Annotated in this window: 13 protein-coding genes and 1 other annotated feature; of the genes, 10 read left to right on the top strand and 3 right to left on the bottom strand. The window is 48.2% G+C overall.

Annotation, left to right across the window (positions count from 1 at the left end; all coding sequences use genetic code 11):
* Positions 1–48 precede the first annotated feature (48 nt).
* The 3 genes from ytxJ to MHH48_RS10310 all read left to right on the top strand — a co-directional run bounded on the left by ytxJ (position 49) and on the right by MHH48_RS10310 (position 2,317).
* The gene (ytxJ, locus tag MHH48_RS10300) at positions 49–396 is read left to right on the top strand and encodes a bacillithiol system redox-active protein YtxJ (RefSeq protein ID WP_076320703.1); all 348 of its coding nucleotides are present in this window, start codon (positions 49–51) and stop codon (positions 394–396) included.
* A gap of 93 nt (positions 397–489) precedes the next feature.
* Complete coding sequence (gene ccpA / locus MHH48_RS10305; RefSeq protein WP_076320704.1) at positions 490–1,500, top strand: catabolite control protein A; 1,011 nt, start codon at positions 490–492, stop codon at positions 1,498–1,500.
* A gap of 115 nt (positions 1,501–1,615) precedes the next feature.
* Positions 1,616–2,317, top strand: a complete 702-nt coding sequence (locus MHH48_RS10310) for a 5'-methylthioadenosine/adenosylhomocysteine nucleosidase (RefSeq protein ID WP_076320705.1) — start codon at positions 1,616–1,618, stop codon at positions 2,315–2,317.
* Positions 2,318–2,434: 117 nt separating this feature from the next.
* On the opposite strand, the gene MHH48_RS10315 is transcribed toward MHH48_RS10310, so the two are convergent.
* A complete protein-coding gene (locus MHH48_RS10315) occupies positions 2,435–3,067 on the bottom strand; it encodes a GNAT family N-acetyltransferase (protein WP_076320706.1) in 633 nt (210 codons plus the stop codon).
* A 286-nt stretch (positions 3,068–3,353) separates the two neighbouring features.
* Here MHH48_RS10315 and acsA point away from each other — a divergent pair, with 286 nt between their 5' ends.
* Entirely contained in the window at positions 3,354–5,078 is a 1,725-nt protein-coding gene (gene acsA, locus MHH48_RS10320; RefSeq protein WP_076320707.1) for an acetate--CoA ligase, read from the top strand.
* Positions 5,079–5,304: 226 nt separating this feature from the next.
* Here the strand turns inward: acsA and MHH48_RS10325 are convergent, their stop codons facing one another.
* Positions 5,305–8,412, bottom strand: a complete 3,108-nt coding sequence (locus MHH48_RS10325; protein WP_076320708.1) for a transglycosylase domain-containing protein — start codon at positions 8,410–8,412, stop codon at positions 5,305–5,307.
* Between the two features lie 144 nt (positions 8,413–8,556).
* Positions 8,557–8,814 (top strand) — a binding site (T-box leader).
* A gap of 51 nt (positions 8,815–8,865) precedes the next feature.
* Between MHH48_RS10325 and tyrS the strand changes: the two genes are divergently transcribed.
* Positions 8,866–10,119 (top strand): tyrosine--tRNA ligase, encoded by a 1,254-nt coding sequence (tyrS, locus tag MHH48_RS10330; protein WP_076320709.1) that lies wholly within the window; start codon positions 8,866–8,868, stop codon positions 10,117–10,119.
* A gap of 86 nt (positions 10,120–10,205) precedes the next feature.
* Here tyrS and rpsD read toward each other — a convergent pair whose 3' ends face one another.
* Positions 10,206–10,808 (bottom strand): 30S ribosomal protein S4, encoded by a 603-nt coding sequence (rpsD, locus tag MHH48_RS10335; protein ID WP_076320710.1) that lies wholly within the window; start codon positions 10,806–10,808, stop codon positions 10,206–10,208.
* A 534-nt stretch (positions 10,809–11,342) separates the two neighbouring features.
* Here rpsD and MHH48_RS10340 point away from each other — a divergent pair.
* From MHH48_RS10340 to MHH48_RS10360, 5 genes are all read left to right on the top strand, one after another.
* Complete coding sequence (locus MHH48_RS10340) at positions 11,343–13,334, top strand: sensor domain-containing diguanylate cyclase (protein ID WP_076320711.1); 1,992 nt, start codon at positions 11,343–11,345, stop codon at positions 13,332–13,334.
* 103 nt (positions 13,335–13,437) lie between these two features.
* On the top strand, positions 13,438–14,271 hold the full coding sequence (locus MHH48_RS10345; RefSeq protein ID WP_083659562.1) for a hypothetical protein: 834 nt from the start codon (positions 13,438–13,440) through the stop codon (positions 14,269–14,271).
* A gap of 131 nt (positions 14,272–14,402) precedes the next feature.
* A complete protein-coding gene (locus MHH48_RS10350) occupies positions 14,403–15,518 on the top strand; it encodes an aminopeptidase (RefSeq protein WP_076320713.1) in 1,116 nt (371 codons plus the stop codon).
* Between the two features lie 95 nt (positions 15,519–15,613).
* Positions 15,614–15,859, top strand: coding sequence for an HPr family phosphocarrier protein (locus MHH48_RS10355; protein ID WP_071223684.1), 246 nt, complete (start codon positions 15,614–15,616; stop codon positions 15,857–15,859).
* Between the two features lie 150 nt (positions 15,860–16,009).
* On the top strand, positions 16,010–16,297 hold the full coding sequence (locus tag MHH48_RS10360) for a YlaN family protein (RefSeq protein ID WP_009589686.1): 288 nt from the start codon (positions 16,010–16,012) through the stop codon (positions 16,295–16,297).
* Positions 16,298–16,390 lie beyond the last annotated feature (93 nt).

The raw sequence follows: 16,390 nt of genomic DNA on the forward strand, positions 1-16,390 counted from the left end.
TAGGATAGAGGATAGGAACTTCAATACAATGAAGGGAATGTATATCCTATGGCGACGTTGACGAAAATGACTACTATAGAAGAGTTACGCAACACGCTTGAATCTTCGGAGCAGAGGCCCTTGCTGTTGTTCAAACATAGTACCAGATGCCCAATTAGTGCCGGAGCTTATAAGGAAGTGCAAGCTTACCTGGAGGACCAGCCGAATGAGTGGATTGACTATGTATGGATCGATGTCATTGCCGACCGTCCGGTGTCGAGTCAGGCTGCGGAAACTCTAAGCATACAGCACGAATCGCCACAAGTTATTCTTGTAAAAGAAGGAGCGCCAGTCTGGCATACATCCCATTCCCATATTACGGCTGAAGCGCTGAAAGCTCAATTGGACGGCATCTAATGCCGTGTCGTTGCACAAAGCAGTAATTTGTCGTATCATAAATTCAATTGGTATTGAACGAATGAAAATCTATTGGCAATGGAGAGAAGGAATTTGACGGTAACCATTTACGATGTTGCGCGCGAAGCAGGCGTTTCCATGGCGACGGTATCACGGGTTGTAAACAATAACCCGAACGTTAAGCCTCAGACCCGGAAAAAAGTATACGAAGCGATTGAACGTTTAGGGTATCGTCCGAATGCGGTAGCCAGAGGTCTGGCCAGCAAGAAGACCACAACCGTCGGCGTTGTGATCCCTGATATTTCGAACTCGATCTTTGCGGAGATTGCCCGTGGTATTGAGGATATTGCTAACATGTACCACTATAATATAATTTTGTGTAATGCCGACAAACGTAAGGAAAAAGAAATCCGCGTTATCAACACCTTGCTTGAGAAGCAAGTGGACGGGCTGTTGTTTATGGGTGGAACGGTGACGGACGAGCATATCCAGGCGTTCCAGTCATCGGCTGTGCCGATTGTTCTTTGTGCGACAAGTGATGAGAGAGGTTCTTATCCTTCGGTCGACATTGATCATGAACAAGCTGCGTTTGATGCGGTAAGCACACTGATCCGGCACGGGCATCGTGAGATTGCCATGATCAGCGGAACGCTGCAGGATCCGGCGAACGGTTATGCACGCTTCCAAGGCTACAAGAAGGCACTGGAGACAGCTGGCATTGAGTATCAAGAGGATCTGGTGCGGATTGGTAACTATCGCTATGAGTCCGGCGTGGAAGCGATGAAATACTTCCTGGGGCTTAAGAAGAAACCGACGGCTATTTTTGCTGCTACCGATGAGATGGCGATTGGCGCTATTCATAGCATTCAGGATGAAGGCTATAAAGTGCCGGATGATTTCTCTATTATCAGCGTTGATAATATCCGGATGGCCTCAATGGTTCGTCCACAGCTGACAACGGTAGCTCAACCGATGTATGATCTGGGAGCTGTAGCTATGCGTTTGCTTACCAAGCTAATGAAGAAGGAGAATGTGGAGAATCCTCGCGTGATTCTGCCGCATGAAACGATTCTTCGGCTTTCGGTTAGTCATGTGAACGAGTAAGAAGTGTGAATAAAAGCTGTTTAGACATCTATTGATTTGAAGAAAGCTCCTGATTTTAAGGGGCTTTTTTCTGGTGGGATTTATATGTGGTCTTGAATTCAGGAGGGATATCGGTATGACAACACAGGTTATCGGCCTAATCGGGGCCATGGACGAAGAAGTGGAGTTGCTGCTCAGTCAACTGGAGAATAAAGAAACAGCAGTCCGTGCAGGGGTTACATATGCTTCAGGAACGATTCATGGCAAGAGAGTCGTTGTATGCAAGAGCGGAGTGGGTAAGGTGAATGCCGCGGTTACCACGCAAATCCTGATTGACACCTATGGCGTTTCCAAAATATTGTTTACCGGCGTAGCGGGCGCGCTGCATCCGGAGCTGAACATTGGCGATATCGTCATCTCTTCCTCTTGCATGCAGCATGATATGGATGTGACTCCGCTCGGCTTTGCGCGCGGTGTGATTCCGTATCAGGAAGTATCCGATTTTCCCGCAGATCCCTCGTTGATCGAGTTGGCAGAGGAAGCGTGCAAAGAGCAGGGGGCGAATCATTACGTCATCGGAAAGGTTCTGTCCGGCGACCAGTTCATTGCCAGCCGTGAAACGGTACAGACGCTCCACGAGGATCTGAACGGGGCTTGCGCGGAAATGGAAGGTTCTGCGGTTGCTCAGGTATGTTATATGAACAGTGTGCCTTATGTGGTGATCAGATCCATGTCGGATAAGGCTGACGGCTCTGCCCATGTCAATTTCCCCGAGTTTACGGTGAAAGCTTCCAAACGTTCACACGAAATCGTGAACTACATGCTAGGCAAACTCTAGTAACAAATTTGAGCAAGCAGTCGGTATGCATATTCAGTTATGCGCCCGCAGATAACAAACTCCCCTGTGGCAAATTCTCGGGGAGTTTGTTTTTTGTTTATTTTATTGGGGATCGACTTAATACATAAACCGCTGTCTGAAACGGATACGATCGAATTGTTCTTGTGATGAAAGCGGTACGTGCCGCCCGATTCTGACCATAAGACAGTTGGCAGGATGGGAACAGATTTCCGGATCATCGGTTGCGTACCACTCCATATCCACGATTTTCATTAACCGTTCCATCATTTTGCGGTAATCCCATACGTTAAGGCCGCTTCCTTTAAGATCCCAATGCCAGTAGTACTCGGTCGTAAACACGATGTAACGCTCCATCTGTTCTTCTTCAAATGCAGTCTTGATCATCTGCTGCCCAAGTCCCAGAGAACGGTAGTCTTTTGCTACCTCGATGGCACCAAGTTCAATCAAATCTTCCATATTGCCCTCGGACCAGCGTTCCTGCTCATCCGGGTGATGAAATGTTACATATCCAACGATCATATCTTGGTCTCTCGTGATGATGATTCTGCCTTCGGGCAGGCCTGCAATTTCCACCAATGCCTCATGCTGCTCCGCAGGACGACGAAAAGCCTTGAGATCAGGGTGCATGGTTAGCTCGGATAGTTGCTCGGGAGGTACAGGTCCTTCGATGATCAGGCGGCGGTCTTCAGGGAACAAAACATGAGACAGGTATACCTTGCAGTGTTCCATCCGTTACGCTCCTTTCAATTCCATACCCTACTTATAGCAAAAAAATAAAAAAATGAAAAGCAATGACAGGCAAACAAGAGCTATGATATAATCTTTTCGACATAAAATCTTCACATTTATGTTGTACTTAACGATATGTTTCCTTGCGAATTCTAAGGGTTGATGACTCGATGACTGCGACAACGTGACGACCCACCGCAATGTGTAAAATGTATGTTTCATTCAATCATTTTGTAAGCGCTGTCCACTATGAGGAGACCGATTTGAGAATGAGGAGGATGTTATCATGAATCAAACGCATAGCGAAATATTGCCAAGTGAAGTTTCACATTCCAATATGAAGAGTTACGAGCAGGCACGCTCCGAGTTTTCATGGGACGAAATCGAGAGACATTTTACTTGGTATGAGACGGGCAAAGTAAATATGGCGTATGAAGCTATTGATCGTCATGTAGCAGAGGGGCGAGGAGACAAGGTAGCTCTCCTGTACAGTGACGCCAATCGCGAGGAATCTATTACTTATGCGCAGTTGAAAGAGAAATCCGACAAGTTCGGTAATGTACTCCGCAAATATGGTGTTGGCAAGGGTGATCGGGTATTTATCTTTATGCCGCGCGGCCCTGAGCTCTATGCCGGTTTGCTGGGCATTCTGAAGGTAGGCGCCGTGGTCGGCCCATTGTTCGAGGCGTTTATGGAAACGGCGGTAAAGGACCGTCTGGAGGACAGTGGTGCTGTTGCACTGATTACGACACCTGCACTGTTGTCACGTGTGAAGCGAGACGAGTTGCCTGAACTGAAGCATATTTTTGTTGTTGGCGAGATTGAGGAGGAGGACTCGCGGCTAGTAAGCTACCACGAGGAAGTAGAGGCTGCATCAAGTGAGCTGGAGATTGAATGGCTTGAGCGGGAAGATGGATTGATCATGCACTATACATCAGGCTCTACCGGGAAACCGAAGGGCGTGTATCACGTGCAGAATGCCATGATTCAGCATTATTATACGGGCAAGGTTGTTTTGGATTTAAGGGAAGATGATATATATTGGTGCACGGCGGACCCGGGTTGGGTAACCGGTACGTCCTATGGTATTTTTGCACCGTGGTTGAATGGGGTTACCAATGTCATTCGCGGAGGCCGTTTCAGTCCACAGGATTGGTACAGCACGTTGGTGAACAATAAGGTAACGGTATGGTACAGCGCTCCGACCGCTTTCCGCATGTTGATGGGTGCCGGTTCCGACCTTATCGACCAATATGATTTGAGCCATGTACGGCATATTTTATCTGTTGGTGAGCCGCTTAATCCCGAGGTGGTGCGTTGGGGACACAAGGCTTATAAGCAGCGTATCCATGACACATGGTGGATGACGGAGACCGGCGGACAGCTGATCTGTAATTACCCGGGCATGGCGATCAAGCCAGGATCCATGGGGCGTCCGGTGCCGGGCATAACAGCTAAGATTTTGGACGATCAGGGGAGAGAAGTGCCTCCGTACACGATGGGTAATTTGGCCATCAAGACACCTTGGCCGTCCATGATGAGAAAAATTTGGAACAACGAGGCGAAGTATGAAGAATACTTCCGAATTCCGGGCTGGTACATTTCAGGTGATTCGGCATATATGGATGAAGAAGGATACTTCTGGTTCCAGGGCAGAATAGACGATGTGATTAATTCGTCCGGTGAACGAATCGGACCGTTCGAAGTGGAGAGCAAGTTGGTTGAGCATCCCGCTGTCGCTGAAGCAGGCGTGATCGGTAAGCCTGATGTAACCCGTGGCGAGATCATAAAGGCCTTTATCTCCTTACGTGAGGGGTATACACCTACTCAGGAGCTCAAGGATGAAATCTACCGTTTCGTAAAGGAAGGACTTTCCGCTCATGCCGCACCTCGTGAAATTGAGTTTAAGGATAAACTTCCGAAGACGCGCTCTGGTAAGATCATGCGCCGCGTATTGAAAGCGTGGGAACTGGATCTTCCGACAGGCGATTTGTCCACGATTGAAGATTAAACCGTGATCAAGAACAGACTGACAATGGAGATGGTGACCACCATTTCCATTGTCAGTCTTTTTTTTAGAGAAAGTTTAAACTTCCGAGGTTAACCTTCTTATCTCGCAAGATGCAGTCTGTCCTCATGGAATATACGTAGAAGTATCTGCATTACCTAAAAAATAAAGCCAGCCCTTCTAACAGATGATCTCTGTAGTGGGGCTGGCTTTTTATTAGTATACCAATCTATTTTTTCTCGAAATATACTGTCGGTGAAGCAGCAGATTCACCGATTGGATTTACGGCAGTTACTCTAAAGGTACCGCCGATTGGGTTACCCGAGGAGTAGTGGAACTCCGTGCCCTTGCTTGAGCCAAGAAGCTGGTAATTGCCATCACTGTTCGGACTGATGTAGATGTTGTAGACCATTACCTCCTCCTCTGGAGCATTGCCGCTCCAGGTGGCCTGGAAGCCCTCAGGGGTAGCCGCAAGGGTCGGCTGACCTGGTGCAGACGGTACGGTAGTAGCACCTTCATTCCCAAGTTCCAGGTCGTCATTGGGATCTCCCTCCGTGATGCCGTCACCAGGATTATCGATGTCGTCATCCGGTTTCGTGTCGTTATCGCCTGGAACTTCGAATCCAGGTGCTGTACCGCCCACAATAGCGCTTGGTTCAGATGTTTTGCCGGCTACGTCAACGGCAACAACGTAATAGGAAGTAAACATTCCGTCAGCTCCAAGTCCCGAGAAGACAAGGCTCTCGTCGCCGAGCACCACCTGCCCTTGATGTGTAAACGGACTGCCGTTAACGGACTTAAAGAGCCGGTATCCGACAACATCAGGAGATCCACTGGCATTAAAGCTGATGGAGCCGCTGCCCATCGAATAATGTACGTTTTTCGGTGGGGTAGGGGCTTTGCCGTCATCTGTTCTAGGGTCAACCTTGCTTGGCATCCCTTTCTTCGCGTCCTGCGGAAGATAAGACTCCAGCGATCTCTTTTCACCTTTCATGACCTTCAAGGCGTTCTGCAGTTCTACAATCAGCTCATCAAGGGGCTTCTCACGCTTGATTACGATTTGTTCTCTCAACATATCCAAAGGCGTCGCTTCCTGTGGAATGTAATTTACACCCCGATAGGTGATGTATTTCGCTTTTGCGATACCGTCATCGCTTTCGGTAGGCACAAACTTCACATTAAACAGATCCGTTACGAATCTGTCCGTTAAGGCCGTCGGCAGCTTGCCGCTGTAAGCGGAAACCGTCTTGGACGTTATGCCTTCAGGTTTCTCGAACGTTTTGGTCGGGAACAGCTCCGGTTTCACGTCCGTTACTTCGTTCATGATTCTGGCCCAAATGGCCTGGGCGTGCTTGCGCTGGTCTCCGACGAGCGTATTTTTTTGTTCCTTATATCCGACCCATACGCCAAGCGTAACGTCAGGCGAGTATCCCATGAACCAGACATCCCCGTAGTTCTGGGTGGATCCGGTTTTACCAACAACCGGAACCTCATTGAATTTCTTGTACGTGTCTCGGACCTTGCTGCCTGTTCCGTTCGTAATGACGGTACGAAGCATATCCGTCATGAGATACGCGGTTTGTTCAGAGAATACCTGCTCCGGCTTTACTTCGTGTTTATAGACAATATTGCCTTTGGAATCCACGATTTTCTCAATCATGAAGGCGTCCGTGAATTTGCCTTGGTTGCCGATGGCACTGTATGCATTGGTGAGTTCTTCCACTGTCACCCCGTAATGCAGCCCCCCCAGTACACCGGTGGAAGCATTATAATCGTCTTCCTCCAAGGTAGTGATACCCAGCTTCTTGGAAAACTCCCAAGCCTTCTCGATGCCAACCGTGTTGTTAAACAACTTGAGCGCCACCGTATTGGTTGAATTGTTCAGTGCCTGTCTTGCCGTCATCAATCCCCTATACCCGCTGTACGAGTTTTTAGGAATATGGAACACTTTGCTGTAGTCCTTTAAGATGATCGGTGAATCGTCCACCACGCTGGCAGGCTGAATCGCCCCCGAATCGAGTGCCGGTAAATAGGCGGCAATAGGTTTCATGGCAGATCCAGGTTGTCGTTTCATTTGCGTAGCGTAGTTCATTTGTTCTGTGTTAAAATCCCTGCCCTCAATCATACCGAGAATGGCGCCGGTTTTGTTGTCGATCATCATCGCGGCGGTTTGCTCCATTCCTTTTTCCGCGCTGTCAGGCACGTAGTTGCTGTCATTCTCTGCGATGGAGCGCATGGTCTTGTATAATGTCCGGTCGATGGTGGTGTAAACACGGTAACCGCCGGTGCTGAGCTGAGCTCGGGATGCATCCATCAGATCGGAGTTCGCTTGCGTGCCTTTTGCGTTCTCTTCGGCTTCCTCGCTCAGCTTCATCAGGATATTCGATGCTTGGCGCTCTACTTCCATCATGAGATAAGGATAAGTCACATAGGCCTTCTGCGTGCGAGGAGCAAGCGATTTTTTGATATCGAATGCCTTGGCCTCTTCATACTCAGCTTGCGTTATTTTACCTTCTTCCAGCATGCTTCCCAGTACGCGGTGCTGGCGGTTTATTGCACGGTTGAATGATTTCTCGTCAAATTCCCCCTTGCCGTTAAAGGCAGAGTAGGAGGACGGTAGCTGCGGAAGACCTGCCAAATATGCAGCTTGAGCCACATTCAGATCATTCAGATTGTTAATGTTAAATATGCCTTTTGCCGCAGCCTTGATCCCGAACAGTTGGTATCCGCTGGAACCGTTACCGTAAGGAACCTTGTTCAAGTAGGCTGTTAAAATTTGGTCTTTACTCAAAAAGCGTTCCATCCGCATGGCCAGCAGCATTTCTTTGACCTTGCGGTTATCGGTTTTGTCGCGACTTAAAAAAGTGAGCCTGGCCAGCTGTTGCGTCAACGTGCTGCCGCCGGTTTGAACCGACTCGTTCAGCACGCGTTCCTTCACGGCGCGAGCGGTACCTTTTATGTCAACACCCTTATGTGTATAAAAACGGTTATCTTCTATGGATACGACGGCATCCTTCACAAGCTGGGGAATATCCTTGAATTCCACAGGTCGTCTGTCTTCTTCGGTTCTAAGCTGCCCGATCGGTGAGCCATCTGCGAAGTAGGCGAAGCCCGTTATAGCATTATCGTTCACCGTATTCTCGATGAGAGCCCTGGATCTTACCGGCTCATTCTCAACAATAGAGGTTACGTAGCCACCTATGGCTCCTCCGGCGAACAAAACGCCCATCAGACCTACCACAAAGAGCCATCCGATGACGGATCCGAGCACCCGCAGAAAGGACCGTTTACGCGGTTTCTTCTGTTTTTCAGGCTCTTGTTTTTTCTCCTCAACCATGAATGTATACTCCTCCTTTTAACGCACCTATTATAGCATAAATCGAAGGTTTTGAATCATGTGTCCCTACATAGCGTGTCCTTTTTTGAGGAAGATTGACTTTTTCGGGAAGCATATGATACAAATAATGCAAAGTTCATATCGTGAAAAGCTTTGAAGGACCCCAGTAGAAGGCGGAGCCTTTCGTTTCCAGAGAGTCGGTGGGTGGTGTAAACCGATAACGAGCCCCTTTGAATTACCGTCCGGAGCTGACCGGGGGAAACAGAGTCGTGCACCTGTACGGCTGTTACAGTAGTCCGGTTCCGGGATGACAACCCGTTATGGCAATGAAGTGAAAATCCGTTTCTGAGATAACGGATTTTAATTAGGGTGGTAACGCGAGCGCTCCTACTCGTCCCTTGGGATGAGTAGGAGCTTTTTTGCGTTCAAAATTAGAGGGAGGTGTATGGAAACATGAAATGGGATGTGTTATCGAATGTCCAGCAGCAGGAAGTGGAACGCCAGATGGAGGTGATTTCCCGTGGAGTGGTGGAGATCATTCCGGAAGAAGAGATGAGGCAGAAGGTGATGACATCGGTCGTAACCGGCGAGCCGCTGCGCGTGAAGCTGGGAATGGACCCGTCAGCGCCCGATCTTCACGTCGGGCATACCGTCGTGCTGCAGAAGCTGCGTCAGTTCCAGGAACTCGGACATGAAGTACAGCTCATCATCGGGGACTTTACTGGCAGGATCGGAGATCCGACAGGCAAATCCGAGACGCGCAAGCAATTGTCAGAAGAGGATGTGAGGCGTCATGCGGAAACGTACAGGAAACAAATATACAAAGTATTGGATCCAGAAAAAACGAAGGTTTACTACAACTCCGAGTGGCTTGCGCCGATGACTTTTGCTGAAGTGGTCGGCTTATCGGCAAAGGTTACGGTGGCACGGATGCTGGAGCGCGATGATTTTACTAAACGTTACCAGGGCGGGCTTCCGATCAGCATCCACGAGTTCTTTTACCCGTTGATGCAGGGTGTGGATTCTGTGGCGCTTAAGACCGATGTCGAGCTTGGGGGAACGGACCAGAAGTTTAACCTGCTGATGGGGCGGACCCTGCAGAAGGAGTATGGCACAGAGCCTCAAGTTGTGATCACGATGCCGCTTATCGAAGGACTTGACGGTATACAGAAGATGAGTAAGAGCTTGGGGAATTACATCGGTATCGATGAAGAGCCAAATGAGATTTACGGTAAATCCATGTCCGTTCCGGACGAACTTATGCTTAAGTACTTCGGCTTGGCCACCGATATGGCAGGTGAGGAGGTAACCAGACTGGAGAAGGGGCTTCGGGACGGAAGCGTTCATCCCCGGGATGCCAAGATGAGTCTCTCGCACACTCTCGTTCGGATGTATCATGGGAGGGAGGCTGCGGATGCCGCACAGCAGCATTTTGTGACCGTGTTCCAGCAGAAGGCACTTCCTGAAGACATTGAGGATTATATTGTACCCGAAGGAGAACTGGAGGAAGGAAAGATTACGCTTATCAAAATGCTGACACTGCTCGGTTTTGCCGCTTCCAATGGTGAGGCCAGACGCAGTATCCAGCAGGGGGCCGTAAAATGGAATGGAGAAAGGTGCAGCGACACCCACGGTGAAATCGCTCCTCAAGACGGGGATGTGGTTCAAGTAGGCAAGCGTAAATTTGCCAGATTGAAGTTTTCTTAAGATGATTGAACTTGCGGAGGATTCATTTCGATATTAAAAAAACCTGAAGGCCAAGGCCTTCAGGTTTTTTGGGTTCCGAGTTAATCTTAACGGTTGTAGAATTCGACGATTTGTTTCTCATCGATATCTTGGGAAAGTTCGGAACGTTCTGGAAGACGGATGTATTTCCCTTCCATTGCTGCTTCATCAAACTCAAGGTAAGCTGGAAGATGTACGCGGTTAGCCAAAGCTTCCTTGATGGAAGAGAGGCTGCGGCTTCTTTCACGAAGACCGATTACATCGCCAGTGCTTACAGCGTAAGAAGCGATATCGACTTTCTTGCCGTTCACAGTCACGTGACCGTGAGCTACCAATTGACGAGCACCCGCACGGGAGTTGCTGAAGCCAAGACGGTAAACCAGGTTGTCCAGACGGCTCTCAAGCAGGAACATAAAGTTCTCACCAGCGATACCTTTCATGCCAGTTGCTTTGTTAAACAGGGTTTTAAATTGCTTCTCGCCCAAGCCGTACATGTGACGCAGCTTTTGCTTTTCTTGAAGCTGCATGCCGTAGTTGCTAATTTTTCTCCGTTGGTTAGGACCATGCTGACCTGGAGGGAAAGGGCGTTTAGCCAATTCTTTACCTGTACCGCTCAGGGAGATTCCCAGACGACGGCTTAATTTAAATTTAGGACCGGTGTAACGTGCCATGTTATATAGACTCCTTTTTAATTAAAGTTTCATTAGGGCTCTATTTGCGCCGTATTTGTTTGCTCTAGCCGTAATCTTCGGAAGATCTGCCAGGAAAGTTCAGCCGCTGTCCTGTCAGTAACAAATAACGTGAGGGTGACACAACCCGCCCAAATTCATGGAATGCATTGCATTCTTACTCAACAATAAATATTATATGAAGTAATGATATAAAGTCAAGTTCAACCTGCAACTTACTATAACTTGGTTTTTGTCTAATTTTGTCGATAGGACCACAGACCTAAAAATATTGTGAAAAACGCATAAATTTTAATGCAAAAATGGGTAGAAAAGAGTAAGATGATATTGGATTAAGTAGTCTCATTTATCTAGTTACATATCGTAACATCTTTTGGTGTTTATCATGACCCTCCCAATATGTTGAACAGCTGGGTTACCGTTATTAAATGCGGCAGCCAAATGGATCCTTACATTATGAATCCCGAACGCCAGTCTTGGATAGGCCTTTTATAATGGTGCAAAGGAGCGCCCAATATGTCAGAAGATCAACGGAAAGCGTATGAAAGCTCTCCCGGTTCTGCAGTTATGTTTAATGATGCTGGGCCAATTCCTGGAAATGAGCCTCGTTTTTGGCTTCAGAGCTTGGATATTACACCTCATGATTTCCCTTATATTCAGCCTCTCATATCAGACAGCTATCTGGAGTGGCTAAGAGAAAGCGCAGGCACACAGGCGATGAAGAAATTCAGCTGGGCCCTTCTTTCTCATGAGGGAGCTTGGCTGACAGGGGCGTCCGAAATAACGCAATACCTTAACGCAAGTGAAGATGAGACGATATCGCTTACTTTAAACTCCAAAGAAGCCGTCCAAGGGATGGGAAAGGGTTCTTTGGAGGGAAGCGTGCTGTGCGCTGTCCCACTCTTCACTCGCATTCATGGCGATGTATTTGCGGTGATGGTCAGTGTTTCCTCGCTTGAGATGGAGCCGGAACAGTCACTTATGCTGACAGAAACTCATGCGTTATTGTTTCGTTCCTGCTTCTATCGGAAGTTGGAATACGTATTTGCCGATGATCTGGAGAAAGTCCACAACCAAGCTGAGCGTGAGGTGCACAGGCGTTCCATCATGTTTCAGTATGTAAAGCGGATGCATGTGCAGATTAATGTGGACAATGTGCTGGTGGAGGCTATCGACAGTGTTCTGGCACTGTATCCCAAGGCCAAAGTTGAATTGTTTATGTCTCAGGACCATGAGAGCGGACATCCGCTGGTGCGTCCCCTGCTGCTTCATCATTGGCAGAGAGAGGTTTATGTCCGCACATTTATGGAGGGTACCCTCACGATTGATGAACATAAGGAACCCGATTCGATCGTGGAAATCGGGATTCCCATGGGAGGCAAGCAGGGCGTTTATGGCGTGCTCCATGTGGAAGTGGACAAGTCTGAGCTGCCCGATATGGATCTGGAATTGCTCTCTATGATGGCCGATGCTGCGGGCACCGCGTTTGAGAATGCCAAATTGTACGAGCAGTCCAATCTGATGATTCATGAGCTCCGTATGATTAATGAACTGACACAGCGGTTGAACAAAAGCTTGCATTTGGCGGAGATATTTCAATTTGCCAACCATGAGCTGCTAAAGATTCTTGAGGCCGATTACTGCTGCATTTTGATTTATAACGAGGAGCTTGGCGGTCTTGAAGTGGTATCCTGCAACGCCGAATGGCTTGCCAAGGAGGTCTTTGAGAAGGATTATGGTTTGGGCGGCCTAGTCTACCATTCGAAGGAACCGCTCATCCTGTCAGACTATAACGAAGAACGTCCGGCGGAATCCCGGCTAATGGAGAGCACTCATTCCAGCTCGATGATTGCTACTCCGCTTACCGTAAACGGTGAGGTGCGGGGGGTTGTCCTTCTCACCCATGCGAAGCGGCATTATTTTTCGTATGACAGCTATCGGTTGCTTCAAGCTTTGACAAGCCATATTGGTCTGGCTATCGGCAATGCCTTCCTGCATGCGGAAGTGAGAAGAATGGCGAACCGGGATATGCTGACTGAACTGTATGCGAGACATTATCTTGATGAAATGATCCATGAATGTCAGACTCGTGATTTTTGCGGTTCTCTCATTGTTGTGGATATCGATGCATTCAAGCAGGTTAATGATACGTTCGGTCACCAGCGGGGGGACAAAATTCTGAAGCAGGTCAGCAGTATCGTGAAGACAACGATTCGCCATAGCGATATTCCGGCCCGCTGGGGAGGCGAGGAGCTTGCCGTGTATTTGCCGGGACTCGGCATTCAGCAGGCGATGCAGGTCGCCGAACGGATTCGCATTAGGGTTTCGGAAGAGACCGACCCGCGCGTAACGGTGTCCTGCGGAATTTCCGAATGGAACTGGACCAATGACAAGATCAGCGTGGAGTCCCTCTTTTATCGAGCGGATATGGCTCTTTACGAAGCGAAGAATGGCGGCCGCAACCGGATTGTCGTGGAGAGGGCCGAGGCTGAAATCGGATTAGATTAAATACCCTGCAGCTATTTAGTGGCTGCAGGGTTTTTTCTGTCATCTGCATAATGTCATGGACCGCGGATAGCCTAAGAGAAAGATCAATGAGGGGCTGATGATTATGAGAATAAGAAGATCACGGAGCGTCATCGGGATGGTTTTGTTTGTCTTTTGCTTAACCGGATGTGCCTGGCAAGATCAATTGTCTGCCGAAGAGTCGTTTAACCGCGCCCTGTCGGGGCTGTCTGGCGTTGATAATTTCTCTTTTCGGGGAGAAGCGGCGATTCGGAGCGGAGAAAACGGACCGTTTCAGCAAAGTTTGGCATTTGAAGGCAATCTGCAGCATCATACGGATCTGACACTATCCTCAAGGAATAAGGGCACAACCATACGTAATGATAAGGATAAGGTATATGCCGATTCGGTATATCAAGCGGATGGACTTACCGTGTCCCTGAAGCGCAAGGAGGGCAAGTGGAGCACACTCTCATCAGGACATGTCGAGGAAATGTGGATAACCCGCTTGAATCCGCTGGAATTACTAGAATATATAGGAAATTCAGAGAAGACGGTGACTCAGGAACTGGGGGCGGCAAGAGGAACCAAGGTGCTGCGCATCGAACTGTCACCCGAGGCGGCAGCCCAAATGGTATATGGATCGCTGGATGAGCAGATGAAGACGCTGGCGGAACGGATCGAACGCAAAGGGGATCCGCTGTACAGTGAAGATCCGAAGGTACGCAAACGACTGAAGGCCGTGTGGGAGCGGGACTATAATGAAATGAAGAGCATGTTGAGCAAGGCGGACACGGTTTCGGTTTCTCATGTAACGATTAACCAAAAAAAACAGCTTCCTACCAAACTGACTATGGAACGAACGTTGTTTTTTGTTGATGAACAAGGCAAAACCCGCACGGAAACGTTGCTGTCCGATGTTACATTTACTGGTTATTGAAGGGATTGCCATGAAAATTTTTTTAACGATGAACGCTGACTTAAGGCTGTTCGCATGCTACAATAATGAATAAATTTACCGCTGTTCAATTCATAACGTAGGGAACAGTCATCATAAGGAGGATATGACATATGCGTGATCCCAGAATTCAAAAATTGGCTCAAAATCTCGTGAACTATTCGGTAGATATGCAGCCGGGCGAAAATGTGCTCATCGAAATGATTGGATCGGAGCGCGATCTGCTGAATGCCATCATTGAGGAGGTTTCGAATCAAGGTGGCCGCCCGTTCGTGCAATTGACAGATCGCACGGTTCAACGTGCCATGCTGAAGAACGCAAATAAGGAGCAGCTTGAGCTGTGGGCTGAGCTGGATCTTGAGCGCATGAAGAAAATGGATTGTTACATCGGTATCCGCGCAGGCGAGAACGTCAACGATATGGCTGACGTGCCTGAGGAAAACATGAAGCTGTATAATGCACTTTATTCGCACCCCGTACATAGCGAAGAGCGCGTCAAGCGTACGAAGTGGGTGGTTCTCCGCTATCCGAACGCCAGCATGGCGCAGCTTGCCAACACCAGCACCGAGGCGTTTGAGGATTTCTACTTCGATGTGTGCAATCTGGATTACTCCAAAATGGACAGCGCCCAGGATCCTTTGGCCGAGCTGATGAGAAAGACCGACAAGGTTCGCATCGTAGGACCGGGAACGGATCTCAGCTTCTCGATCAAAAACATCGGTGCGGAGAAATGCTCCGGTCAGAAGAACATTCCGGATGGCGAGGTATATACAGCGCCTGTTCGTGATTCAGTTAACGGCACAATCTCTTACAATACACCGACTCTCTACAATGGCGTAACCTTCGAGAATATTAAATTCCGCTTTGAAAACGGAAAAATTGTTGAAGCAACCGGCAGCGACACCAAACGTTTGAACGAGATTTTGGATGCGGATGAAGGTGCAAGATATATCGGCGAATTTGCCATCGGCTTCAACCCATACATTTTGACACCGATGAAAGATATTCTGTTTGATGAGAAAATTGCCGGAAGCCTGCATTTTACGCCAGGTCAAGCATATGATGTAACAGACAACGGCAATCGTTCCTCGATTCACTGGGATCTCGTTTTGATCCAGCGTCCGGAGTACGGCGGCGGGGAAATCTACTTTGATGATCGCTTGATTCGCAAGGATGGTATATTTGTTATTCCAGAACTAGCAGCGTTAAATCCGGAAAATCTTAAATAGATTGGAAAAAATGTTGCATAAGAAAACGGATTCAATGTATCATGAAGGTGCAGTGATGAGCTTTATTCAGATCCTAAAGTTACGGAGGGATTCGTATGTCCAATAACAATCAATCTATCGTAGAAATTTCGCAAACCGCTAGCCAGTTCTCATCCTCCATCGTTTTGCAGGCAGAGAACAAGTACATTGATGTTAAGAGCATCTTGGGTCTGTTCACAACGCTTGTCAACAGCCAAAGCTATGAACTGCATGTTCATGGACCTGATGCTGATGCAGCTAAAAAAGCAATGATTGACGTATTCACCAAGCATGGTTTGAATGTATCCGTCGTGGCTGAATAACAGTCGCCCAAAACACCCCTCCATAGAATGGAAGGGTGTTTTTTCGTAGAGAAAGGGTCTATTTTGTTCAGGTCCTTGTATTGAGAAACGATTTCGACTAATATTAAAGATAGTAACTGTGCTGTGATTTTTGACATAGGGGGGAAGATCATGACTTCATCTGATTTACAGGAACAGCTGAATTTAAAAGCGATCAGTCTTCTTCATGAAGATGCAGATAAAATCCTAAAGCTTATTGAAGTACAGATGGAGAATCTGGCGACCCGTTATTGCCCTCTCTATGAGGAAGTGCTGGATACCCAAATGTACGGTTTTTCAAAAGAGGTTGATTTCGCGGTGCGGGCCGGGCTTCTTCCGGAAAGTACGGGAAAGCAGCTGATCAGCAAGCTTGAACGCAATCTGGCGGTCCTGTACGAAGCCATGAATCAATCCAAATAGCCTGTATTCGTACAGGCGCATACATAGAGAAACGCATGTCGCACTCAGGCGGCATGCGTTTTTTTCTTGTGAATTATCGCACACGATGTAGGC

The sequence above is a fragment of the Paenibacillus sp. FSL F4-0100 genome (assembly GCF_037993005.1).
Lineage (GTDB): Bacteria > Bacillota > Bacilli > Paenibacillales > Paenibacillaceae > Paenibacillus_AQ.